This window comes from Spiribacter curvatus, assembly GCF_000485905.1.
GTDB lineage: Bacteria > Pseudomonadota > Gammaproteobacteria > Nitrococcales > Nitrococcaceae > Spiribacter > Spiribacter curvatus.
In genome coordinates this window covers 262,961-286,063 of the sequence record NC_022664.1, presented here as the reverse complement: position 1 = coordinate 286,063, position 23,103 = coordinate 262,961, and the positions used below count along the sequence as shown (strand labels likewise).

Here is a 23,103-nt window from a genome sequence, read left to right as displayed (position 1 = left end):
CGACACTCCCGTCGACTCAGGTCATGGTGACCAGTTCCTCAGCACTGGTGGGATGAATGGCCACCGTCTCGTCGAGATCCTGCTTGGTCGCGCCCATGCGGACCGCCACGGCGAATCCCTGCAGCATCTCGTCGCTGCCGACGCCGAACAGATGAACGCCGACAACCCGCTCTTCCGCGCCCACGCAGACCAACTTCATGGTGCTGCGCTGCTTGGCCTCTGCCGGGGCCAGGGCGAAATCCATAGGGACAAAGCGGGTCTCATAGACCTGGACCGCATCACCATGGACGGCCCGGGCATCGGCCTCGGTCAGACCCACGCTGCCAATGGGCGGATGCGTGAACACCACGGTAGGGACATCACGATACTCGAGATGCCGGTCGGCCTCTCCCCCCCAGACCCGGTCCGCGAGCCGCCGCCCCGCCGCAATCGCCACCGGTGTCAGCGGATAGGGATTATCGGTCACATCACCGAGCGCGAAGATATGCGGTTGGTTGCTGGCCTGCCAGGCATCGACCGGGATCGTCCCGGATTCATCGATGTCGACGCCAGCGGCCTCGAGCCCCAGCTCATCGGTATTGGGTAACCGACCGACAGCCCAGATCACCTGATCGAGCCCTTCCAGCGAGCGACCATCAGTGCCATGCAGCGAATAACCGCCCCATGCCGCCTCGAGGCCGGCTGGAGTGAAATGATTCACAAGCGTTGGACCATGCGCACCGATCGCTTCGACGTAGGCATCCTGAATCGCTGTATCAAAGCCGCGCAGCGGCTTCTCACGCCGGATCACCAGCTCCACATCGCTGCCCAGCTGGTGCAGGACGCCTGCCAGTTCCACGGCAATGTAACCGGCTCCGACCACCGCGACTTTTTCCGGGCGATCGGTCATCTCGAAGAAACCATCGGAGTCGATGCCCAGGTCGCCGCCCGGGATCCCCGGCCGACCCGGAGTGCCGCCGGTTGCGATCACGAAACGCGCCGCTCGGTAATGCTGGCCGTCCACCACGACGGTATGCGGATCGATGAAATGCGCATGCCCGGTGATCAGATCAACCCCAGACTTATCGAGATTACGGTCATAGATGCCATTGAGCCGCTCAATGTAGGCATCCCGCGCGCTCACCAACGCGCCCCAGTCGAGCGTCGGAGCAACGCCGCTGAAGCCATAATCGCCGGCCCGTGCCATGACCTCGCGGCTGTGGGCGGCCTGCCACATGACCTTTTTGGGAACACAGCCCACATTCACGCAGGTCCCGCCCAGACGCGATGCCTCGATGACGGCGCAGCGCGCGCCGTGCGCCGCGGCACGCCGGGCGGTGGCGATGCCGCCGCTGCCGCCGCCGATGCAGATAAGATCATAGGCGTGGTCGCTATCGGTCATGGTGGACTCCTGATATCCGTTCCTATAAGCCACCATTTTCACAGATCGGCACGAGAATGACAGTCACGCCGATCGATCCAGGGCGAACTGATCGGCGTTGCTGCGCTCGAAACAAACATGTCCGCGGGCTACCCTAGAGGATGAGCCCTAAGCGCTAACCTGTCCGATCACTGGAGCACCATGACCAATCCACTGCTGGAAACCGACGGGCTGCCCCGTTTCTCCGAGATCCGCCCCGAACACATCAAACCCGCCGTCGACCAGGTCCTTGCCGACAATCGCGCGGCGATCGATGAGTTGACCGCGCCATCGCTCCACCACGACTGGGACAGTCTGGTCGCGCCCCTCGAGCGACTCGAGGACCGGCTCGAGAAGGTCTGGTCACCGGTCTCGCACCTCAACGCCGTCATGAACAGTGAGGCGCTGCGCGAGGCCTATAATGCCTGCCTGCCCGCCCTATCCGCCTACCAGACCGAGATGGGCCAGAACACGGCGCTCTATGAAGCGTTTCGGACACTGCGCGACAGCGAGGCCCACGAGCGGATGACGGTCGATCAGCGCCAGACCGTCGACAATGCGCTGCGCGATTTCGAGCGCTCCGGCGTCGCCCTGGAGGATGCGGCGAAGACCCGCTACGCGGAGATATCCGCCCGGCTCACGGCGCTATCGGCGCGATTCCAGGAAAACCTGCTGGATGCCAGTGACGCCTGGACCTGGGACACGGACGCGGCCGATGACCTCGACGGCATTCCCGCGTCAGCACTGGGCGTCATGAAACAGAAAGCCGAACAGGCTGGTATCAGCGGATGGCGGATCAGCCTCGATATGCCCATCGTCCAGGCAGTGCTGGCCCACGCCAGCAACCGTGACCTGCGCTATCGCGTCTATGAAGCCTTCACCACACGGGCGTCGGATACCGGCCCGCAGGCGGGCCAGTGGGACAATCACCCGGTCATGGCCGAGATCCTCGATCTGCGTCAGGAACAGGCAGAGCTGCTGGGCTTCAGCGATTACGCCGAGCTATCGCTTGCCCCCAAAATGGCTGATTCCGCCGCACAGGTCGTCGGGTTCCTCGAGGATCTGGCGCGGCGGGCGCATCCAGTGGCGGAACAGGAGTATGCGACGCTCCAGGCCTTTGCCCACGATCGCGATGGTCTGGAGTCACTTCAGGCCTGGGATGTGGGCTATTACAGCGAGCGTCTGCGAGAGGCCCGATTCGAGCTCTCGCCCGAGGATCTGCGGCCCTGGTTTCAGGCTGATCGAGTCATGGCCGGTCTGTTTGCGGTAGTGGAACGACTGTTCGGCATCCATATCGCCGAGCGCGAGGATGTCGACACCTGGCACGCCGATGTCCGCTTCTACGAGATCCACGACGCCAACGGTGCCCTGCGCGGTCAGTTCTACACCGATCTCTACGCGCGATCGCACAAGCGCGGCGGGGCCTGGATGGCAACCGCCCGTGGCCGCATGCGGCATCACGACGTGGCGCAGACACCGGTGGCGTTTCTCACCTGCAACTTTACGCCGCCAGTCGGCGATCAGCCGGCCCTGATCACGCATGGCGAGGTGGAAACCCTTTTCCATGAGTTCGGTCACGGCCTCCATCACATGCTCACCCAGGTGGATGCGGCGAGCGTCGCCGGCATTAACGGAGTCGCCTGGGATGCCGTCGAACTCCCCAGCCAGTTCCTTGAGAACTGGTGCTGGGAACGGGAGGCGCTGGATCTGTTCGCGCGCCATCACGAGACCAATGAGCCGATCCCCGAGGCGCTGTTCCAGCGCATGACCGCGGCCCGAAACTTCCAGGCCGCCATGCAGATGGTCCGCCAGCTGGAGTTCTCGCTGTTCGATCTGCGCTTGCACGTCGAGCATGACCGTCATCAGGGCGAACGGATCCTCGAACTGCTCGGAGCGGTCCGCGATCAGGTCGCGGTTCTGCAGCCGCCGGCGTTCAACCGTTTCCCCAACAGCTTCGCGCATATCTTCGCCGGCGGCTACGCAGCGGGCTACTACAGCTATAAGTGGGCAGAAGTCCTCTCCGCCGATGCCTTCGCGCGGTTTACCGAAGAGGGGATATTCAACCCGGTCACCGGCCGTTCGTTTCTCGAGAACATCCTCGAGCGCGGCGGATCAGAGGATGCGGCGACACTGTTCAGCCACTTCCGCGGTCGCGAGCCGAGCATCGAGCCCCTTCTAAAGGCGAGCGGCCTGGCCGCCTGAGCGAGGACGACATGCAGGATTCCACGCAACCCGTCCTCCGGGACATCATCCTCGTCGGCGGCGGTCACAGCCATGTCGGGGTACTGCGGCGCTTTGGCATGAAGCCGGTACCCGGCGTGCGCCTGACGCTGATCTGCCGCGACACCCACACGCCCTACTCGGGTATGCTCCCGGGCTATGTGGCGGGGCATTACAGCTACGACGATGTCCACATCGATCTGCGCCGTCTGGCCGAATTTGCGGGTGCCCGATTCTTCCGCACTGAGGCGACTGGCGTGGATCGCGAGGGACATCGCGTCCTGTGTAGCGACCGTCCCGCCGTCCCCTACGATCGGCTGTCAATCAATATCGGCTCGACCCCCCGGGTCGCCGATGCCGGTGGTGCGGCGGATCACGCCGTTGCCGTCAAGCCGATCCACCGCTTCAACGATCGCTGGCTGGCGCTGCTTGAGCGGGTGCGCACGAACCCGGGCCCCATGCGTATCGCCGTGGTGGGTGGCGGTGCGGGTGGGGTCGAACTGCTGCTCGCCATGCACCACCGGCTGCGCAACGAGCTGCAGGCGCTGGGCTATGACCCGGATCTCCTCGCTTTCACGCTGTTCACGCGCGGCGGATCGGTACTGCCCACGCATGCCCCGAACGTCCGCGAGCGGTTCGCTCGGGTCCTCGCCGAGCGCGGTATCGCCGTCCACTGCAATGCTGAGGTTACGGGGGTGGACGCCACCGGATTGAGCACCCTTGATGGCCAGCACCATGCGGCCGACGAAGTGGTCTGGGTGACCCGGGCGGGGGGGGCTGACTGGCTGCGGGATACGGGACTGGCGCTGGACGACAGCGGCTTTATCCAGGTCACCGATACCCTGCAGACCGTTACCGATCCCGATATATTCGCCGCCGGCGATGTCGCCAGCATGGTCAATCACCCGCGCGAGAAAGCAGGTGTCTTTGCCGTGCGCCAGGGACCCCCGCTTGCCCGCAACCTGCGACTATCGCTGGTGGACCGCGAGCCCATTCCCTATCGACCCCAACGCCACTGGCTCGCCCTGATCAGCACTGGCGATCAGTACGCGGTGGCGTCGCGCGGACCGTTCGGTGCCGAGGGCCGGGCGCTCTGGCGCTACAAGGACTGGATCGATCGCCGCTTCATGGCCCGCTTCAATGACCTGCCCGCCATGGAGGAGAGCGGCTCGACGGGACCGCGCTCGCGCGTGCCGCTGGAGGGCGAGGAAGCCCGCCAGGCGATTTCGGCGGTCGCGATGCGCTGCGGCGGTTGCGGCGCCAAGGTCGGGGCCTCAACGCTGTCGAACGCGCTGGGCGCCCTGCAACCCGTCGAGCGCGAGGATGTGCTGATCGGCCTGCATGCCCCGGATGATGCGGCCGTCGTGCGCGTCCCTCCGGGTAAGGCGATGGTGCATACCGTTGATTTCTTCCGGGCGTTCGTCGACGACCCCTATGTCTTTGGTCAGGTGGCTGCCAATCATGCGCTCGGCGATATCTTCGCCATGGGCGCCGAGGCGCAGACCGCCACCGCGATCGCCACGGTCCCACAGGGCCTCGAGGCGAAGGTCGAAGACACCGTCTATCAGCTGATGGCGGGGGCCCTCGACATCCTCAACGACGCCGGCTGCGCCCTTGTCGGCGGCCATACCGGGGAAGGGCGCGAGCTCGCTCTGGGGTTCGCGATCAACGGACTCATCGATGATGAGCCGGGCCGGATCATGCGCAAAGGCGGTATGCAGGCTGGCGACGTGCTCGTGCTCACCAAACCGATCGGCACCGGCACGCTGTTCGCTGCCCATGCCCGCCTCGCCACCCGGGGTCAGTGGATCGACGAGGCGCTGCAGTCGATGCGCCACTCCAATCGCCTGGCCGCCGAGTGCCTCCACCGGCGTGGCGCCAACGCCTGCACCGACCTCACTGGTTTCGGGCTGCTCGGCCATCTGGTGGAAATGACAAGGCCATCGGCGGTGGATGCCACCCTCGAGCTCTCCGCGCTGCCAGTCCTCGAGGGCGCCGAGGAGACCGTCGCCGCCGGCATCCTCAGTTCATTGCAGCCCGCCAACGTCCGGCTGCGGCGGGCCATCCGTCATGCCGAAGCGATGACCGATCACCCCCGCTATCCGCTGGTCTTCGATCCGCAGACCGCTGGCGGCCTGCTGGCGAGTATCCCCGCCGATCAGGCGGAGGCCTGCGTGAGTGAACTCAAGGCGCTCGGCTATCACCACACGGCGATCATCGGCCATGTCGATGCACAGGGCGACGCGCTTGAACCGATTCAGCTCAACCCGTGACGCTGGTGATCGCCCGCAACAGGGCGGTGCGTTCGGCCTCGGGCGTAAAGCGTGGAGCAAGTGCCCGGCAATGCGCCGCGAGCATGGCGAGGTAGTCGGGCTCGTGCTCGATACGGCGCATCAGCTGGCTCAGTGCAGCGGTGTCCCTGGCCGGATAGAGTCCGGGATAGTGGTCGCCGAGCAGTCCGGTATTACCCGGAATGCGACTGGCGAGGATCGGCAGGCCCGCGACACAGGCCTCGGAGACGACATTCGCACCGCCCTCCATCACCGAGCTCATGACCATGGCTCGACTGCGGGCGTAGAGGCGTCGGATCGCGCCCTGGCCGATCTCGCCATACCAGGTGTAGCGCGGGTTGGCCGCCATTTCCGCCTCTGCAGCCGCGGCCCAGTCCGGCGTATGGGCACGACCGGCCTGCAGGACGTGGACCCGGGATCCGACGGGCAGGCTGCGTGCGGCCAGCGCCGCTCGCAGGCTATCCTTTTCGTCGCGCAGATGGCCGACCACACAGAGCTCGAAACGGCGACGGACCGGACCGCGGTCACTCGTCGGGAGGGGCGTCGCCGACTGGTGCACCGTGTGCAGAATGGCATGAAAACGGGCGGGAATATCCCGGCCAACATGATCATGCAGACCGATGAGCCCATCCGCCCGGTCGAGACTGGCGACGGTGACCGCCGGATCACTGTGCTGGAACTGGTAGATGTCGGTGCCGGTCAGTACGACCATCAGCGCCCGCTCGGGATATTGCTCGGCGAAGGCGGTAATGCTCGGGGCGCTGCGCCAGGCGTGGAGCGCGAGCATGACGTCGAACCCGGTATCGCCGGGCCGCCATTGCTCGAGCACGCTTACCTGATGCCCGGCCGTACGCAGCAGTCGCGCCCAGCGCGTGGCAGTGGCCCGATTGCCCGCCCGCGACCGTGGAGCCGCCGGGGTGACCAACCCGATCCTCATAGCATTCCGCCGACAAGGAGATCTCGATGATCCAGACGCCGCCCACTCATCCTGTCGCCTCCGAAACCCTGATTGCCATGCTTGATGACGCCCGGCAGCGGACCCTGGAACTCACCGGTGACCTGCCCGCCGAACGCCGGCTCGGGCCGAAGCTTAGCATCGTCAACCCGCCGCAGTGGGAGATCGGCCACGTCGGGTTTTTCTACGATCACTTCTTCCTCCATCACCGCCACGGCCTGCCCCACTATCAGATCGCCGATGCCGAACGGATCTATGACTCGATGGGCGTCGCCCACGACGATCGCTGGGATCTGGCACTGCCGACGATGGACGACACCCTCGCCTACCTGCGTCAGGTCCGTGCGGAGATGGTTGACCGACTGCCACAGGGAATGGCGGATGCCGTCACGAGCTATGTCTGGCAGCTCGCCGTCTTCCACGAGGACATGCATGGCGAGGCCTTTGCCTACACACGCCAGACGCTGGCGGATCCAGCCCCCGTCATCATGCCGCCCGTGCCTCTATCCGCCATCGATGAGGGCCCGCTGGACGGTGATGTTGAGATCCCCGGCGGCACCCACGTGCTGGGCGCCGATGAGCAGGTGCCGTTTCGCTTCGACAATGAAAAACAGTCCCATACGGTCACGGTTGCGCCCTTCAAGATTGCCCGCGCGCCGGTCACCGGCGCGGCCTTCGCCCGCTTTGTGGAGGCCGGCGGTTACCGGGAACCCGCCTTCTGGTCCGATGAGGGTTGGCGCTGGCGCGAGTCGAACGAGCTCGAGGCGCCGGTCTACTGGCGAGCGGGCGCTGAGGGCTGGGAAGTGCGGCATTTCGACGAATGGCGTCCGCTACAGCCCCACGCGCCGGTCGCTCATGTCAGCTGGCATGAGGCCGAGGCGTACTGCCGTTGGGCCGGTCGACGGCTGCCGACCGAGGTGGAGTGGGAGGTCGCTGCGAGTCGGGTCCCCGGCGACGAGGGGCTCGCCCCCGGCAAACGCCTTCACCCGTGGGGCGATTCCAGCGGGGACAGCCGGCATGCCAATACCGATGGCTATCGTCTGGGCGGTGTCGATGTGGCGGCGCTTGCCAACGGCGACAGCGCCCTCGGCTGCCGGCACATGCTGGGCAATGTCTGGGAATGGACGGCCTCGCCTTTCGGCCCCTACCCGGGCTTCAGCGCCGACCTATACGCCGATTACTCCGAGCCGTGGTTCAAGGATGGCCGCTATGTCCTGCGCGGCGGCAGCTGGGCGACCCGGCGACGGCACCTTAACAACAACACCCGCAATTTCTTCCCCCCGGGACGCAACGACATCATCGCCGGTTTCCGGACCTGCGCACGCTGAACAGCCCTTAAAAAAGGAATTCCCCATGCGATTCTTGACTCCGCTTGCCCTGCTCGCTCTGATCGCGGCCGTGCCGGCCCAGGCTCAGGTCTTCACCTTCACTGCCATCCCTGACCAGGACGAGAGCAAACTTGAAGCACGCTTCAATGCCGTGGGCGAGTACCTCGAACAGGAACTCGACGTCGAGGTCCGCTATGTCCCGGTCAAGTCCTATGCCGCTGCAGTCAGCGCCTTTCGTAACAACCAGGTCCAGCTCGCCTGGTTCGGTGGCCTCTCGGGCGTTCAGGCCCGCGCCCGTGTCCCGGGGTCCCAGGCCCTGGCCCGCGGTGAGGAGGATCAGGGTTTTCAGTCCTATTTCATCGCCCACGAGAGCACTGGACTGATGCCGGGTGACAGCCTGGATGAGGCGCTGCGCGGCCGGACATTCACGTTCGGCTCGAAGAGTTCGACCTCGGGCCGACTGATGCCAGAATTCCATCTGCGTGACCAGTTCGGCGAGGCCCCGGACGAGATCTTCGAGCGGGTCGGCTACAGCGGCAACCACAGCCGCACACTGCGCCTGGTGGAAAGCGGCAGCTATCAGGTCGGGGCGCTGAATTACGCGGTCTGGGAGCGTGAGCTCGCCGCCGGCAACATTGATACCGACGCCGTTGAGGTGATCTGGGAAACGCCGGGGTATCTTAACTATCAGTGGAGCATCCGCGGTGACGTCGACGAGCGCTTTGGCGACGGTTTTGTCGATCGGGTGCAGGACACCCTTTTATCCATGGATGACCCTGATCTACTCGAGCGCTTCCCGCGCAGCGGCTTCGTGCCGGTGTCCAACGACGATTATGCGGGGCTGAAGCAGACCGCACGGGCGATCGGTCTGATCGACTGATGAGCCCACTCGCACTCCGGGGCGCCCGGGCCGACTACGGCGGGGCATCGGTGCTCGGCCCGCTTGACCTCGACATTGCCGCCGGCGAGCGAGTGGCACTGGTGGGGCGCAGCGGCGCGGGCAAATCCACGCTGCTCGCGCTCCTGCATGATCGTGAGCGGTCGGACATCGCGCTGATGCCCCAGGACCTGGGGTTGGTGGACACGCTGAGCGTCTTCCACAACGTCTACATGGGGCGCCTCGGGCATCATTCGACGGCCTACAACCTCGCCAACCTGATCCGCCCGTTCCGGCGCGAGGTCGCGGCGGTGACAGCGGTGCTGGAGCGGCTCGACATGACGCCGACGCTCTGGGCGCGCACCGGTGAGCTATCCGGCGGTCAGCGGCAACGGGTGGCGGTCGCGCGGGCACTGTTCCAGGCCGGCAGCATCCTGCTCGCCGATGAGCCGGTCTCGGCCCTGGACGGACCCCGCACCGAGCGGGTCATGGAGGCGCTGACCGAGCAGTACGAAACGGCCGTGATCGCCATGCATGACCTGCCGCTTGCCCGCCGCTATGCCGATCGCCTGGTCGGTATCCGCGACGGTTTGATCGCTCTCGACGGCCCGGCGGATACGGTCGAGACCGAGGCGCTGGATGCACTTTACTGAACCCAGCCCCGGCGGGGGCTCCGCACTGTCCTCCCCTACCGTGCGCACGAGCCTGTGGCTGGTCGCCATTGCGCTGGTCTGTGCCGCCATGGCGGATTTCGAGATCCGATCAATCTCGCCCTGGGCCGAGCTTGGCCGGTTCGCCGGCGGGCTGGTTCAACCGGATTTCAGTACGCTGGATACCGCAGCGACGGCGCTGCTGCGCACGGTGACATTCGCTTTCACCGGCGTCGGACTGGCCGCGGTTCTGGGCATGGGCCTGGCGCTGATTTTCCACAGTCGCTTCGTGCGTGGTGCCTGTGCGTTCGTCCGGGGCATCCATGAGCTATTCTGGGCGCTGATCTTTCTGCAGTTCTTCGGGCTCCACCCACTGACCGGTGTCCTCGCGATCGCCCTGCCCTATGCGGCGGTGTTCGCACGGGTCTACAGCGAGATACTCGAGGAGGGCGACGAACGACCCGCGCGTTCGCTCCCGGCGGGCAGCGGTCTGGTCTCGACCTTCTGGTATGCGCGCGTCCCGGATGTCTGGCCCCACCTGATGACCTACACGAGCTATCGGCTCGAATGCGGCATGCGCTCCAGCGCCATCCTCGGTTTTGTCGGCATGCCGACGCTCGGCTTCTATCTCGAGAGCGCCTACGGCGAGGGCCTGTATGGCGAGGTAGGGATGCTGCTGCTGATCTTCCTCGGCCTCATCGCCAGTCTGCGACTGTGGGTGCGGCCGCGGCTGGTGCCTTTCTACCTGCTCGCAGCACCGTGGTTTCTCGGTAATGGGCTGCCCATCGTCTGGGGCAACGCCACGCGGTTTTTCACACAGGATATCGTGCCCGCACCGCTGCGCAGCGGTGAAGGACTCAGCGGGCTGGGCCCCTGGCTCTGGGAGCTGCTTGTCCATCAGGCGCTACCGGGGATCGGGGCGACACTGCTGCTGACCCAGATCGCGCTGGTGGCGACCGGCGTGCTGGCGCTCGCCAGCTTTCCGTTGATCTCGCGCCTTTTCGCCGGACGATTCACCCGCTGGGGCGGGAATGCCCTGCTGATCATCGGCCGCTCGACGCCGGAGTATCTGCTGGCCTATATCCTGCTCCAGCTCTGGGGGCCCTCGATGCTGCCAGCAGTGGCGGCGCTGGCGATCCATAACGGCGCGATCATCGGTCATCTGATCGGTCGTCAGAGCAATCAGCTCACACTCCGGCCGGATGCCGTCGGCGGATTCGATCGCTACACCCACGAGGTGGTGCCAAGGCTGTACCGACCGTTTCTTGCGTTCCTGTTCTACCGCTGGGAGATCATCATGCGAGAGACGGCCATCCTCGGCATCCTCGGCATCACCACGCTTGGCTTTTATGTCGACAGCGCCATTCAGGAGCTCCGCTTCGACCGCGCCATGGTGCTGATCCTCATCACCGCGCTGCTCAATATTGCCGTTGATGCCGTTGCCAGGCGAATCCGCCGGCATCTGCAGCTGCGCACGACGCCCACTGCCTCCACACCACCCACCCCATGAACGGACGGGTTCACGCCATGACCGACACACTGCAGCACGACGTGCTCGCCGCCCTGCGCGATCCGGCCCACCGCATCCCCTCGGCGTGGCTATACGACCAGCGCGGCTCCGCGCTGTTCGAGGCCATTACCCAATTGCCCAGCTATTACCCGACACGCACGGAAATCGGCATCCTCGAGGCCCACCTCCCGGCGATCGCGGCGGCGGTCCCCGAGCGCAGTCTGCTGGTCGAACTGGGCAGCGGATCGAGCCGCAAGACCGTTCCCCTGATCGACGCGCTCCACCAGCCGGCCGGCTATGTGCCGCTTGATATCTCCGCGGACTATCTCGCTGAGGCCGCCGATGCCCTCAGCGCCCGTTTTCCCGGGTTACCCGTGCATCCCTGGGTCGCCGACTTCACCGAGGCCTTCGATCTGCCCGCGGATCTGCCCGAGCACACATCGCGGCTCGGTTTTTTCCCCGGTTCAACCATCGGCAACCTGGAGACCGGGGACGCGCGGCATCTGCTGCAGCACTGCCGCGGACTGCTGGGTCAGGATTCGAGGTTTCTGCTGGGGATCGACCTCGACAAGTCCGCCGATATCCTGATCCCTGCCTACGACGATCCCGAGGGCGTGACGGCGGCGTTCAACCGCAACCTGCTGGTGCGTATCAATCGCGAGCTCGGTGCCGATTTCGATCCGGATGACTTCCGGCACGAGGCCCGCTATTTCGAGGCGCCCGCCCGCATCGAGATGCACCTGGTCTGCAGGCGCGCGGTCACGGTCCATGTCGCAGGCGAGCGTTTTGAGCTGACGGCCGGTGAGAGCCTGCACACCGAGACCTCGCGGAAGTACGACATCGGGGCGTTCACCACCCTCGCCGCCGAGGCGGGCTGGTCGGTCAGCGGGCACTGGACCGATGCCGAGGCGCGTTTCGCGGTCCTGCTCATGCACGCGAGTGAACCATGACGGCATTGTGCACTGCGCCGAAGACCGGCAGCCGTTACAATTCGCCGCATCATGCAAACCCCCACCGGAGCCGTCATCCGTGAAAGTTGCCTCCTGGAACGTCAACTCCCTGAATGTCCGCCTGCCGCACGTGCTCGAATGGCTCGAATCGGCACAACCGGACATCCTCGGATTGCAGGAAACCAAGCTGACCGACGAGAAGTTTCCCCGGCAGGCCATCCGTGAGGCCGGCTATGAGGTCGTCTTCACCGGGCAGAAGACCTACAACGGCGTTGCCGTTCTGGCGCGCTCGCCAATCAGCGACGTCATCACCGATCTGCCCGGCATCGAGGATCCACAGCGAAGGGTCCTGGGCGTCACGGTGGATGGGGTGCGCTTCATCAATCTCTATGTGCCGAACGGTAAGGCCGTCGACAGTGACAAATATGGGTACAAGCTCGACTGGCTGAAAAAGCTCCGGGACTGGTTGGCCGCGGAATGCGAGCGTCACGAGCGGGTCGTCGTGGTGGGGGACTTCAACATTGCCCCGACTGATGCCGATGTCCACGATCCCGACGCCTGGCGTGATCAGATTCTCTGTTCGGCGCCCGAGCGCGAAGCACTCCAGCGGCTGCTGGATCTCGGCTTCACGGACAGCTTCCGTGCCTTCGAGCAGCCCGAGATGGCGTTTTCCTGGTGGGACTACCGAATGAACAACTTCAAACGCAACCGAGGCCTGCGGATCGACCTGATCCTGACCAGCCCGGCGATCACGGCCAGCCTGCAGTCCAGCACCATCGAGCGTGATCCACGCACGTGGGAGCGGCCGTCGGATCACACACCCGTCGCCGCCCGCTTTGCGTAGCCAGGCCCGTACAATGACGATCAATGCAATCAGCCAGTGGCCCGATTCGGCCATTAACGGAGGCAACTCATGAGCTATCAGGTGCGCATTGCCGAGACCGACCATGCCTTTGATGTCGATGATGGCGAGAGCGTGATCGACGCCGCGATGCGCGCGGGTCTCATGCTGCCCTACAGCTGCCGCGGCGGCACTTGTGGGACCTGTATGGGGGATGTGGTCGAGGGCCGCATCGCCTACCCCGACGGCCTCCCTCCCGCCATCGACGGCGACCAGGATGAGGCCGGCAAGGCCCTGTTCTGCCAGGCCCGTGCGACGAGCGATCTGGTGATCCGCGTCGGTGAGGTGCGCGATGCCGGTGATATCCGCCCACAGCGTTTACCCGCCCGGGTTGAGCGGGTCGAGGACTGCGCGCCGGACGTGCGACGGGTGTTCCTCAAGCTGCCCCGGGACAAGCGCCTGGCGTTCCTGCCGGGACAGTACATCGACTTCCTCCTGCGCGGCGGTCAGCGGCGGAGTTTCTCCCTTGCCAACACCCCGCATGATGACGAATTACTCGAGCTGCATATCCGCCATCTGCCCGGTGGGCTGTTCTCCGGCTACGTCTTCAACGACATGAAGGAAGGGGCACTGCTGCGCTTCGAGGGCCCGCTGGGCAATTTCTTCCTGCGCGATGACAGCGACCGACCAATGATCCTGATAGGCGGCGGCACCGGCTTCTCACCGGTCAAGGGGATTGTCGAACAGGCACTGCACACCGGCGTGAAGCGTCCCATGCATATCTACTGGGGGGCACGGGCCCGCCCCGATCTCTATCTCGACGCACTCCCGCGGGAGTGGGAAGCGCAGCACTCAAACATCGCCTACACGCCGGTCCTCTCCGACCCGGCGGCGGAGGACGAGTGGAGCGGTTCCACGGGCTTTGTGCATGAACAGGTGGTCCGTGACCATCCGGACCTGAGCGGCTTCGATGTCTATATGAGCGGGCCGCCGCCGATGATCAACGCGGCCAAGACCGCCTTTGCCGAAGCCGGCCTGCCTGCCGACCGGCTTTTCTACGACTCTTTCGAAGCAGCACCGGAAACCCGATGAGCCACCGAATCCCTGAGCGCCCATCGCTGACAACGCTCACACGCGCTGTCGCTCTGCTCATGCTCGCCCTCGCGCTGAGCGGCTGTGCAACCAGTGGTGGGACGTCGGCGAATGACCCCATCGAGGGGGTCAACCGCGGGGTCTATGACTTCAACGAAGGGCTCGACACCTATGCCCTCGAGCCGGCCAGCGAGGGCTGGACGCGCGTGACCACCGACGGCGTGCGCACCAGCGTCGATAATTTCTTCACCAACCTCGAGGCCCCCGGGTATGTGCTCAACGACCTCCTCCAGGGGAAGGCGGTGGACGCCGGCCGCGAGTCGGTCCGCTTTGTGGTGAACAGCACCGTCGGGTTACTGGGGCTGTTCGATCCGGCGTCGGCCTGGCTGGGGCTCGAGGGTCGTGCCGAGGACTTCGGTCAGACGCTGGGGGTCTGGGGTGTCGACAGTGGCCCGTATCTGGTGCTGCCGCTGTTCGGTCCCTCGGATACCCGTGATGTCACTCAGTATCCAGTGGCGCACTACACCAACGTCCTCACCTACGTGACGCTGGACACCCTGACCTTCGGCGCCCTGACTGCGCTCAATGTCGTCAACACCCGGGCACAGGTCGCCGGTGCGGCGCGGTTCCGTGACGATGCCGCAGTGGATCCCTATGTCTTCACCCGATCGGCCTACCGGCAGTATCGGCGCGGACAGATCAACGACGGCGAAGTGTCGGTCGAGGACGATGCCTACTCCGACTTTTTCGATGAAATGGAAGCGCCGCCGGCTGAGTGACGTGCTAGTCGGTGACTGACTCAAGCCGCTGCCTGAGCGGGCTGCGGCGCGGGAAATGGGCGCGCAGGAAGGCCATCTGATCAGCCAGAATCCGGCGTCCCTGCAGATAGACGTACTCGGCATGGGTGGGAGCGAAGGGCACGGCCAGCAGCTGCATGCCAGCCTGTTCCGGCGTCCGGCTGCCCTTGAGGTTATTGCAGCGCTTACAGGCGGTCACCACATTTGACCAGGTATCGACGCCCCCGCGGCTGATGGGCTTGATATGGTCGCGGGAGAGCTCACGCACCGGCCGGCGTTCACCACAGTAGAGGCACAGATGGTCATCCCGCCGGAACAGCGTGGCGTTGTTCAGCGGCGGGCGATAAGCCGGATGGCCCTTGAGGCTGGTCTGCATCGCACCGGCGGTGGCGATGATCGAGTTGACGTCGACCACGCTGCGCAGCCCGGTACGGGCGCTGTAGCCGCCATGGACGCGATACAGCGTGTGGCCGCAGGTATAGGCCACCTGATCGAGGTGATAGAGGCGGACCGCGTCCTGGTAAGTCATCCACTCCAGCGGCATGCCGGATACGTCAGTTCGCAGGATCGGCTGCTGCAGACTCATCATGCCCAAGTCCCCTTGTCACACGTGTCCCCGCACAGGAACGACAATTCCTGATCATCCAGCGGTTTACGCTAGTCTGCAAGTATGACGGCATAATGACCCGGGCGGTTCCGGATGACCCGATACGCGTGGGGGTGTTTACCCGCGCAGATGTTGTAGAATCCACGATCCGACGGTCGAAAGCGACCGCCAAAGGACAGGAGTTAGCTCGATGAGTATCACCATCGCCGTCCCCAAGGAAACGGCCAACGGAGAAAAGCGCGTCGCCCTCGTGCCCAGCGTGCTCAAGCAGTTCACCAAGCTTGGCGTTGATGTGCGCATGCAGCGCGGTGCCGGGGAGGCCGCGGGCTTTCCCGATGATCTCTACGAGGGCGTCAGCTGGGCCGATGACCAGACCGCGCTCTACAACGAAGCGGACGTTGTGCTGCGCGTTCAGCCGCCCAGTGTGGAGGAGGCCGGCAAGCTCCCCGAGAAGAGCCTGCTGCTCGGGTTTCTGACGCCCCACGAGGGTGACAGCCGGATCCGTAACCTCAACAAGCGCAGTGTGAGCAGTTTCGCACTCGAACTGGTGCCGCGAATCACCCGGGCGCAGGGCATCGACGCCCTCTCCTCGCAGGCCAACATCGCCGGCTACAAGTGCGCCCTTCTGGCATCCTATCTGTCGCCGAAGCTGTTCCCGATGCTGACCACGGCGGCCGGCACGGTCCGCCCCGCCAAGGTTGTGATCATCGGCGCCGGTGTAGCGGGCCTGCAGGCCATCGCCACCGCCAAGCGCCTCGGCGCCATCGTCGAGGCTTACGACGTGCGCTCAGCCACGCGCGAGCAGGTCGAGTCGCTGGGTGGCAAGTTCATCGATACCGGCGTCAGCGCCGAGGGCGAAGGGGGCTACGCGCGCGAGCTCACCGAGGATGAGAAGGCCCGCCAGGCGGAAATCCTCGCTCAGCACATCGCGCAGGCGGATGCCGTGATAACGACGGCGTCGATTCCCGGCCGTCCAGCACCGAAGATCATCGATCAGGCAACGGTGGAGCGGATGAAGGCCGGTGCGGTCATCGTCGATATGGCGGCCGAGACCGGTGGCAACTGCGCGCTCACCGAGGCCGGCAAGGATGTGACCCATCATGGCGTGACCATCGCCGGACCGAAGAACATCCCCAGCATGGCTGCCACCCACGCGAGCGAGATGTACGCCCGCAATCTGGTCAACCTGCTGGGTCTGATCATCAAGGATGGCGAAATCCACCTCGACTGGGATGACCAGGTGGTGGCCGACAGCTGTCTGACCCACGACGGCGAGACCCGTCATGCGCCGACCCGCGAGCGCATGGAAGGAGACAAGTAATGGCGATCGAAGGCTTTGTCGCAATCTATATATTCATGCTGGCAGGCTTTGCCGGCTTCGAGGTCATCAGCCGGGTGCCGGTCATCCTGCATACACCACTGATGTCGGGTTCAAACTTCGTCCACGGGATCGTGGTCGTCGGCGCGATGGTGGTACTCGGTCATGCCGAGACGCTGCCGGAGCAGATTATCGGCTTCATCGCCGTGCTGCTCGCCGCGGGCAATGCCGTTGGCGGCTATGTCGTCACCGAGCGGATGCTCGAGATGTTCAAGAGCAAGGATGAGCAGAAGAAGGGGGCCCAGGAATGAACTTCGTTGTCCAGCTGAGTTACCTCCTCGCGGCGGTCCTGTTCATTCTCGGCCTCAAGGCCATGAGTTCGCCCAAGACCGCCCGCAAGGGCATCATGTGGGCGGGCGTCGGCATGATCCTGGCGACGCTCGTGACCTTCCTGCATCCGGCGGTACAGGGCGTCACCAACTATATCCTCATCGTGATTGCCATCGCCGGTGCCGGTGGCCTCGCCTGGTGGTCTGGCCGCCGCGTCGGAATGACCGAAATGCCGCAGATGGTGGCGCTCTACAACGGTATGGGTGGTGGCGCCGCTGCGGCCATCGCCGGCGTCGAGATGCTGCGGGCACTGCGTACGCTGCCCAATGATCTGCAGGTCCGGGCCGAGGGGCTCGCGATGGATGCCGACATCAGCGTCCAGGCCGCCGAGGCGGCCCTGCGTGCCGAGGGCGCTGGCAGTGTCGGTATCGCCGCGGCGCTCGGTGCCGACGTTGCCATCCTGGCGATCCTCGGTGCGTTCATCGGCACGGTGGCTTTCTCAGGCTCGCTTATCGCCTGGGCGAAACTCGACGGTCGAATGAAGCGTAGTCAGCTGGTGCCAGGACAGCAGATCGTGAACATCATCGTGTTCGCGCTGGCCGTCGGCTTTGGCATCCTGACCTTCTTCACCGACAGCGTCGCAGTGGTGGCCATCTTCTTCGCACTCGGCCTGCTGTTCGGGCTGTTCGTCGCCGTTCCCATCGGCGGCGCCGATATGCCGGTCATCATATCCCTGTTCAACGCACTGACCGGTCTGGCCGTGGGCTTCGAGGGCTATGCCATCGGCAACCCCGCCATGATCATCGCCGGTACGGTGGTAGGCGCTGCGGGTACGCTGCTGACACAGCTGATGGCCAAGGCCATGAACCGGCCCATCACCAATGTGCTGTTCGCCGGCTGGGGCAGCACCGAGGGGGCAGCCAGTGAGGGCCCCGAGGGCGAGATGAAGGATATCTCGGCCGAAGACGCGGGTATCATGATGGCCTATTCCGAGCGCGTCATCATCGTGCCAGGCTACGGCATGGCTGTCGCCCAGGCCCAGCACAAGATCTGGGAGTTCGTGGAGCTGCTGCAGGATCGTGGCGTCGAGGTGAAGTTCGCCATCCACCCGGTGGCGGGGCGCATGCCGGGTCATATGAACGTCCTGCTGGCCGAGGCCGGTGTGCCGTACGACATGATCTTCGACATGGAAGACATCAACGAGGAGTTCGCCACCACTGACGTGGCGGTGGTCATCGGTGCCAACGATGTGGTCAACCCTGCGGCGCGGGACGATCCGTCCAGCCCGATCTATGGCATGCCGATCCTCAATGTCGACGAGGCCGAGAACGTCATGGTCATCAAGCGGGGCCGCGGCGCAGGCTTCTCGGGCGTCGAGAATCATCTGTTCTTCGGCGACAATACACGCATGGTGTTCGGCGACGGTCAGAAGGTCGCCGGCGGCATGGTCCAGGCCGTCAAGGGCCTGTAGAAACAGACGGGAGTCAACATGACGGATCCGGAAACCCAGGAAACCCTGGATCAGCTCACGGTCAATGCCGATGGGCTCTACCAGGAAGAGAACTTCACCGACCGTCAGGTCGGTAGCATTCAGCGGCTCAGTCCGGTTACCCGCGATGGGCAGCCGGATGACAGCCGGCCGGTGCTGTACGTGGGCAGTACGCAGGTCATGACGCCGGCCGGTGCCCTGCCGCTCAACTTCGAGCTCGAGGCCAACAGCCTCGAAGAGGCCATGAATGCTTTCCCGCCGGCCGCTCAGGCCGCGCTTGAGCAGACCATGGAGCAGCTCAAGGAAATGCAGCGTGAGCAGGCGTCAAAGATCATGACGCCGGATCAGATGGGCGGCGGTGGCGCCCCCGGCGGGGGTGGTGGCATGCCCGGCGGCGGCATTCAGATGCGCTAGCGGCCCACCGCCACGCATGACCGAAGTCATTCGTGTCGCCGTGGCGGGGCCTTTCACCGACGCCCTTGATTACCGTCTCCCCGTCACCGGTCCGGCACCGGTGATCGGGGCGCGGGTCCGCGTTCCCCTGGGCCGACGCAACATCGTGGGGATGGTCACCTCCCGGCCTGAGGCGAGCGATCTTGCCGATGATCGTCTCCGTGCAGTGACCGAGGTCCTTGATTCCGCCCCGCTCCTCGACCCGGCGACCATCGAGCTGATCGAATGGGCGGCCCGCTATTACCACCACCCGGTTGGCGAGGCCTATCTGACCGCTCTGCCGGCGCGACTGCGTCGGGGACAGAGTGCGACACCGAGCGTTGAGACCGGCTGGCGGATCACTGAATCCGGCGAGGCCGCACAGATCGATTCGCGCAGCCGGCGTGCGCCGCGTCAGGCGATGCTGCTGGAGGCGCTGCAGCAGAGCAAAACCCTGACCGCAGTCCAGCTCGCCGGTTTTAGTGGCGATGCTCGGGCGGCGCTCAAGCGATTGGTCGAACAGGGCCTTGCCGAAACGGTGACCGCGCCCGATTACGGTCTGCTCCAGGGCCTGTCGAACGAACCCGGCGCGGTCCTCAATGCAGAACAGCAGAGCAGTGCCGCGGCGATTCAGCCGGGCGCCGGACACCAGGCGATCCTGGTTGACGGCGTCACCGGTAGCGGTAAGACCGAAGTCTACCTGGATGCGATTGAACGCACCCTCGCGCTGGGCCGCCAGACGCTGGTGGTCGTGCCCGAGATCGGTCTTACGCCGCAACTCGTCAGCCGCTTCCAGCAACGCCTTGCCGGGCGGATCGCCATCCTCCATTCCGGACTCGCGGATGGTGAGCGGCTCAACGCCTGGCTCGCCGCCCGGGCGGGCGAGGCGGATGTCGTCATCGGGACTCGATCGGCGGTATTTGCGCCGCTCAAGCATCCCGGGCTGATCGTCATTGATGAAGAGCACGACCCGTCGCTCAAGCAGCAGGAGGGGTTCCGGTACTCCGCGCGGGACCTGGCGGTCCTACGCGGCTACCGGCTGGATATCCCCGTGGTCCTGGGCTCGGCCACGCCGTCGCTGGAGAGCCTTGCCAACGCCACGACGGGCCGCTATCAGTGCTACCCGCTCAGACAACGAGCGGGCGATGCCCGGCCTCCATCGCTGCAGCTTCTGGATATGCGCGGCGAGCCCACCCGGGACGGCCTGTCGCAGCCCCTGCTTGATCGGGTCCGCGGCCATCTCGACGCCGGTGGCCAGGCCCTGCTGTTCCTCAATCGACGCGGGTTCGCCCCGACTCTGATCTGTCATGAATGCGGCTGGCTTGCCGAGTGTGACCGCTGTGACGCCCGCTACACCTATCACCGTGGCCGCCGGCGACTGCACTGTCACCACTGTGACCGCGAACGGCCCATCCCCCATCACTGCCCGAGCTGCGGCAGCGTCGATCTCCGTGCTCTGGGACTGGGGACCGAGCGGATCGAGGCGGCACTGACCGACGCCTTCCCGGACACGCCACCGGTGCGCATCGATCGCGACAGCACGCGCCGACGGGGCAGCTTCGAACAGGCCATGCGTCAGGCCCGGGATGGCGAGACCCGATTGATTTTGGGTACGCAGATGCTCGCCAAGGGCCATCATCTCCCCGCCGTGACACTGGTGGCGATTATCGACGCCGACCAGGGCCTGTTCGGAGCCGATTTCCGGGCACCGGAACGCCTCGCCCAGCAGATCGTGCAGGTGGCCGGGCGAGCCGGCCGTGCCGACCGACCCGGAGAGGTCGTCATCCAGACGCACCACCCGGAGCACCCCTTGCTCCAGCAATTGCTACACGGCGGCTACAGTGCCTTCGCGCGCACGGCCCTCGCGGAGCGCGAAGCGGCCGGGCTGCCACCCGCGCGGGCCATGGCGCTGATCCGTGCCGAGGCGACCGCACGCGATGCACCCAACGCCTTTCTGCAGGCGGCGATGCAGCAGACGCCCGGCGATGCGGCCATCGAACGGCTCGGACCCTATCCGGCGCCAATGGAGCGCCGGGCCGGCCGTCATCGCGCCCAGCTCATGCTGCTGGCCGATTCACGGAACAGCCTGCAGACATTCCTGAGCCGCTGGCTGCCGGGGCTCTCACGTATCCCCGAGGCACGACAGGTCCGCTGGTCGGTGGATGTCGATCCAGTCGAGGCACTATAGCGCTTGAAGACTGCGACCGAGGCCGGATAATGGTTGCTCATTTACTAGCCGGAAACTGACTCACCGATGAAACAAGACCTTGTCGATCTGTTGCGCCAGGCGCTTCGCTCGTTGGCTGATGCCGAATCCCTATCCCTGCCAGAACAGATCGACATCCAGCTCGAGCGCGGCCGTGGCAGCGGCCACGGTGACTACGCGAGCAATGTCGCCATGCGCCTTGCCAAGCCGGCGCGGCAGAGCCCCCGGGATCTGGCGGCAAAGCTGGTCAGCCATCTACCGATCCACCCGCATGTCGAGCGTGTCGAGGTAGCCGGCCCGGGGTTTATCAATTTCTTTCTCACGCAGGATGCCGCGAATGCGGTGATCGCCCGCATCCATCGCGAGGGGGCTCAGTACGGGTGTAGTCATCACGGTCAGGGCGAGCGTGTCATCGTCGAGTTCGTCTCCGCCAACCCGACCGGCCCACTGCATGTCGGCCACGGTCGGGGAGCGGCGTTCGGAGCGGCACTGGCGGATATCCTCGCGGCCACGGGCTACGACGTCCACCGCGAGTACTACATCAACGATGCCGGCCGTCAGATGCATATCCTTGCGGTGAGCGTGCTGGTTCGTTATCTGGAACACCGCGGCGAGACGCTCGATTTCCCAACCAATGGCTATCGCGGCGACTACATTCACGGCATTGCCCGCGATCTCGAGGCCAGTGGCGGCGAGCGCTACCGCATCACTGCCGCCGAGCTCACCACCGGGCTACCGGCGGATGCCAATGCCGGCGGCGATAAGGAAGCGCATATCGACGCACTGGTCGAACGGGCCCGCGCCTGTCTGGGTGAGACCCGTTACCAAGAGGTGCTTGAAGCCGCCGTTAGCACCATCACCGGAGACATCGACGAGGACCTCGCCGCCTTCGGTGTTCGCTACGATCGATGGTTCAGCGAGCGGGCATTGGTGAAAACCGGTGCCGTCGAGCAGGCACTCGAGCGCCTTCAGGAGGCGGGCAAACTCTATGATTCGGACGGTGCGCTGTGGTTCCGATCCACCGATTATGGCGATGACAAGGACCGCGTCGTCCGGCGTGCGGATGGCCAGACGACCTACTTTGCCTCCGACATCGCCTATCATCTGAATAAGTTCGATCGCGGTTTCAGCCATGCCATCGACGTATTCGGCGCCGACCACCACGGCTATATGGCTCGGGTACGGGCGAGTCTCGCCGCCTTCGACCATCCGCCCGAGGCGCTCACGTTCCGGCTGGTGCAGTTCGCGATTCTCTACCGCGGATCCGAGCGACTGCCGATGTCGACCCGCTCCGGCGAGTTTGTGACACTGCGCGCACTGCGCGAGGAAGTGGGCAATGACGCGGCACGATTCTTCTACGTCATGCGCCGCCCGGAACAGCATCTGGACTTCGATCTGGAGCTCGCGAAATCACAGTCCAACGACAATCCGGTGTACTACATCCAGTACGCTCACGCCCGGGTCTGCAGCGTACTGCGACAGCTCGAGGAGCGCGGTCTGCACCATGACCGGGACATGGGCCTTACCGCACTGGAACGGCTGACCGCCGATCACGAGCAGTCACTGATCGATTCGCTCGGTCGCTACAGCGAGGTACTGGAATCCGCCGCCGCCAGCCATGAACCCCATCAGCTCGCGGCCTACCTGCGCGAACTGGCCGGCGCGTTCCACACTTACTACAACGCCCATACCTTTCTGGTGGACGATGAGGCGCTACGGGACGCCCGGCTCACGCTCATCCAGGCGGTCCGGCAGGTGATCCACAATGGTCTGGCGCTGCTCGGCGTATCGGCACCGGAACGCATGTAGGC

At 65.1% G+C, this 23,103-nt stretch carries 19 protein-coding genes; 16 read left to right on the top strand and 3 right to left on the bottom strand.

Going from position 1 to position 23,103, the window contains the following annotated elements:
- Nucleotides 1-16 precede the first annotated feature (16 nt).
- Complete coding sequence (gene gorA / locus SPICUR_RS01385) at nucleotides 17-1,381, bottom strand: glutathione-disulfide reductase (protein WP_023365289.1); 1,365 nt, start codon at nucleotides 1,379-1,381, stop codon at nucleotides 17-19.
- A 180-nt stretch (nucleotides 1,382-1,561) separates the two neighbouring features.
- Here gorA and SPICUR_RS01380 point away from each other — a divergent pair, with 180 nt between their 5' ends.
- Nucleotides 1,562-3,601, top strand: coding sequence for a M3 family metallopeptidase (locus SPICUR_RS01380; RefSeq protein WP_023365287.1), 2,040 nt, complete (start codon nucleotides 1,562-1,564; stop codon nucleotides 3,599-3,601).
- 11 nt (nucleotides 3,602-3,612) lie between these two features.
- Nucleotides 3,613-5,892 (top strand): selenide, water dikinase SelD, encoded by a 2,280-nt coding sequence (selD, locus tag SPICUR_RS01375; RefSeq protein WP_023365285.1) that lies wholly within the window; start codon nucleotides 3,613-3,615, stop codon nucleotides 5,890-5,892.
- Here the strand turns inward: selD and senB are convergent.
- Nucleotides 5,882-6,847 (bottom strand): selenoneine biosynthesis selenosugar synthase SenB, encoded by a 966-nt coding sequence (gene senB / locus SPICUR_RS01370; RefSeq protein ID WP_023365283.1) that lies wholly within the window; start codon nucleotides 6,845-6,847, stop codon nucleotides 5,882-5,884. The two genes, selD and senB, sit on opposite strands and share 11 nt — an antisense overlap.
- A 26-nt stretch (nucleotides 6,848-6,873) precedes the next feature.
- Here senB and senA point away from each other — a divergent pair, with 26 nt between their 5' ends.
- The 8 genes from senA to SPICUR_RS01330 all read left to right on the top strand — a co-directional run bounded on the left by senA (nucleotide 6,874) and on the right by SPICUR_RS01330 (nucleotide 14,892).
- Nucleotides 6,874-8,193, top strand: a complete 1,320-nt coding sequence (gene senA, locus SPICUR_RS01365) for a selenoneine synthase SenA (protein ID WP_023365281.1) — start codon at nucleotides 6,874-6,876, stop codon at nucleotides 8,191-8,193.
- Nucleotides 8,194-8,218: 25 nt separating this feature from the next.
- Nucleotides 8,219-9,073, top strand: a complete 855-nt coding sequence (locus SPICUR_RS01360) for a putative selenate ABC transporter substrate-binding protein (RefSeq protein WP_023365279.1) — start codon at nucleotides 8,219-8,221, stop codon at nucleotides 9,071-9,073.
- Nucleotides 9,073-9,723: a phosphonate ABC transporter ATP-binding protein gene (locus SPICUR_RS01355; protein WP_023365277.1), complete on the top strand. Its 651-nt coding sequence runs from the start codon at nucleotides 9,073-9,075 to the stop codon at nucleotides 9,721-9,723. Before SPICUR_RS01360 ends, SPICUR_RS01355 begins: the two co-directional genes overlap by 1 nt.
- 40 nt (nucleotides 9,724-9,763) lie before the next feature.
- Complete coding sequence (locus tag SPICUR_RS01350) at nucleotides 9,764-11,230, top strand: PhnE/PtxC family ABC transporter permease (RefSeq protein ID WP_023365275.1); 1,467 nt, start codon at nucleotides 9,764-9,766, stop codon at nucleotides 11,228-11,230.
- Between the two features lie 17 nt (nucleotides 11,231-11,247).
- Nucleotides 11,248-12,180: an L-histidine N(alpha)-methyltransferase gene (gene egtD / locus SPICUR_RS01345; RefSeq protein WP_023365273.1), complete on the top strand. Its 933-nt coding sequence runs from the start codon at nucleotides 11,248-11,250 to the stop codon at nucleotides 12,178-12,180.
- A 79-nt stretch (nucleotides 12,181-12,259) separates the two neighbouring features.
- Nucleotides 12,260-13,024, top strand: coding sequence for an exodeoxyribonuclease III (gene xth, locus SPICUR_RS01340; protein ID WP_023365271.1), 765 nt, complete (start codon nucleotides 12,260-12,262; stop codon nucleotides 13,022-13,024).
- A 69-nt stretch (nucleotides 13,025-13,093) separates the two neighbouring features.
- Nucleotides 13,094-14,113 carry a CDP-6-deoxy-delta-3,4-glucoseen reductase gene (locus SPICUR_RS01335; RefSeq protein ID WP_023365269.1) on the top strand — a complete coding sequence of 340 codons (1,020 nt, stop codon included), beginning with the start codon at nucleotides 13,094-13,096 and terminating at the stop codon, nucleotides 14,111-14,113.
- The gene (locus SPICUR_RS01330) at nucleotides 14,110-14,892 is read left to right on the top strand and encodes an MlaA family lipoprotein (protein WP_023365267.1); all 783 of its coding nucleotides are present in this window, start codon (nucleotides 14,110-14,112) and stop codon (nucleotides 14,890-14,892) included. Before SPICUR_RS01335 ends, SPICUR_RS01330 begins: the two co-directional genes overlap by 4 nt.
- Before the next feature lie 4 nt (nucleotides 14,893-14,896).
- Here the strand turns inward: SPICUR_RS01330 and SPICUR_RS01325 are convergent, their stop codons facing one another.
- Nucleotides 14,897-15,499: an HNH endonuclease gene (locus tag SPICUR_RS01325; RefSeq protein WP_023365265.1), complete on the bottom strand. Its 603-nt coding sequence runs from the start codon at nucleotides 15,497-15,499 to the stop codon at nucleotides 14,897-14,899.
- A 208-nt stretch (nucleotides 15,500-15,707) separates the two neighbouring features.
- Between SPICUR_RS01325 and SPICUR_RS01320 the strand changes: the two genes are divergently transcribed.
- The 6 genes from SPICUR_RS01320 to argS all read left to right on the top strand — a co-directional run bounded on the left by SPICUR_RS01320 (nucleotide 15,708) and on the right by argS (nucleotide 23,101).
- Complete coding sequence (locus SPICUR_RS01320; RefSeq protein ID WP_023365263.1) at nucleotides 15,708-16,838, top strand: NAD(P) transhydrogenase subunit alpha; 1,131 nt, start codon at nucleotides 15,708-15,710, stop codon at nucleotides 16,836-16,838.
- Nucleotides 16,838-17,146, top strand: coding sequence for an NAD(P) transhydrogenase subunit alpha part 2 (locus tag SPICUR_RS01315; RefSeq protein ID WP_023365261.1), 309 nt, complete (start codon nucleotides 16,838-16,840; stop codon nucleotides 17,144-17,146). The genes SPICUR_RS01320 and SPICUR_RS01315 overlap by 1 nt, the downstream gene beginning before the upstream one ends.
- Nucleotides 17,143-18,636: an NAD(P)(+) transhydrogenase (Re/Si-specific) subunit beta gene (locus SPICUR_RS01310; protein WP_023365259.1), complete on the top strand. Its 1,494-nt coding sequence runs from the start codon at nucleotides 17,143-17,145 to the stop codon at nucleotides 18,634-18,636. Before SPICUR_RS01315 ends, SPICUR_RS01310 begins: the two co-directional genes overlap by 4 nt.
- Before the next feature lie 18 nt (nucleotides 18,637-18,654).
- Complete coding sequence (locus SPICUR_RS01305) at nucleotides 18,655-19,068, top strand: hypothetical protein (RefSeq protein ID WP_023365257.1); 414 nt, start codon at nucleotides 18,655-18,657, stop codon at nucleotides 19,066-19,068.
- Between the two features lie 16 nt (nucleotides 19,069-19,084).
- On the top strand, nucleotides 19,085-21,274 hold the full coding sequence (locus tag SPICUR_RS01300) for a primosomal protein N' (RefSeq protein WP_023365255.1): 2,190 nt from the start codon (nucleotides 19,085-19,087) through the stop codon (nucleotides 21,272-21,274).
- A 66-nt stretch (nucleotides 21,275-21,340) separates the two neighbouring features.
- Entirely contained in the window at nucleotides 21,341-23,101 is a 1,761-nt protein-coding gene (argS, locus tag SPICUR_RS01295) for an arginine--tRNA ligase (RefSeq protein WP_023365253.1), read from the top strand.
- The last annotated feature ends 2 nt before the right edge of the window (nucleotides 23,102-23,103 follow it).

Bases quoted from the DNA above. Each gene is read 5' to 3' on its own strand.
- SPICUR_RS01315 (WP_023365261.1), top strand. From the start codon at position 16,838: ATGGCGATCGAAGGCTTTGTCGCAATCTATATATTCATGCTGGCAGGC.
- selD (WP_023365285.1), top strand. From the start codon at position 3,613: ATGCAGGATTCCACGCAACCCGTCCTCCGGGACATCATCCTCGTCGGC.
- SPICUR_RS01305 (WP_023365257.1), top strand. From the start codon at position 18,655: ATGACGGATCCGGAAACCCAGGAAACCCTGGATCAGCTCACGGTCAAT.
- SPICUR_RS01335 (WP_023365269.1), top strand. From the start codon at position 13,094: ATGAGCTATCAGGTGCGCATTGCCGAGACCGACCATGCCTTTGATGTC.
- argS (WP_023365253.1), top strand. From the start codon at position 21,341: ATGAAACAAGACCTTGTCGATCTGTTGCGCCAGGCGCTTCGCTCGTTG.
- SPICUR_RS01320 (WP_023365263.1), top strand. From the start codon at position 15,708: ATGAGTATCACCATCGCCGTCCCCAAGGAAACGGCCAACGGAGAAAAG.
- SPICUR_RS01355 (WP_023365277.1), top strand. From the start codon at position 9,073: ATGAGCCCACTCGCACTCCGGGGCGCCCGGGCCGACTACGGCGGGGCA.
- SPICUR_RS01360 (WP_023365279.1), top strand. From the start codon at position 8,219: ATGCGATTCTTGACTCCGCTTGCCCTGCTCGCTCTGATCGCGGCCGTG.
- SPICUR_RS01300 (WP_023365255.1), top strand. From the start codon at position 19,085: ATGACCGAAGTCATTCGTGTCGCCGTGGCGGGGCCTTTCACCGACGCC.
- senA (WP_023365281.1), top strand. From the start codon at position 6,874: ATGATCCAGACGCCGCCCACTCATCCTGTCGCCTCCGAAACCCTGATT.
- SPICUR_RS01330 (WP_023365267.1), top strand. From the start codon at position 14,110: ATGAGCCACCGAATCCCTGAGCGCCCATCGCTGACAACGCTCACACGC.
- SPICUR_RS01380 (WP_023365287.1), top strand. From the start codon at position 1,562: ATGACCAATCCACTGCTGGAAACCGACGGGCTGCCCCGTTTCTCCGAG.
- gorA (WP_023365289.1), bottom strand. From the start codon at position 1,381: ATGACCGATAGCGACCACGCCTATGATCTTATCTGCATCGGCGGCGGC.
- SPICUR_RS01310 (WP_023365259.1), top strand. From the start codon at position 17,143: ATGAACTTCGTTGTCCAGCTGAGTTACCTCCTCGCGGCGGTCCTGTTC.
- SPICUR_RS01325 (WP_023365265.1), bottom strand. From the start codon at position 15,499: ATGATGAGTCTGCAGCAGCCGATCCTGCGAACTGACGTATCCGGCATG.
- senB (WP_023365283.1), bottom strand. From the start codon at position 6,847: ATGAGGATCGGGTTGGTCACCCCGGCGGCTCCACGGTCGCGGGCGGGC.
- egtD (WP_023365273.1), top strand. From the start codon at position 11,248: ATGACCGACACACTGCAGCACGACGTGCTCGCCGCCCTGCGCGATCCG.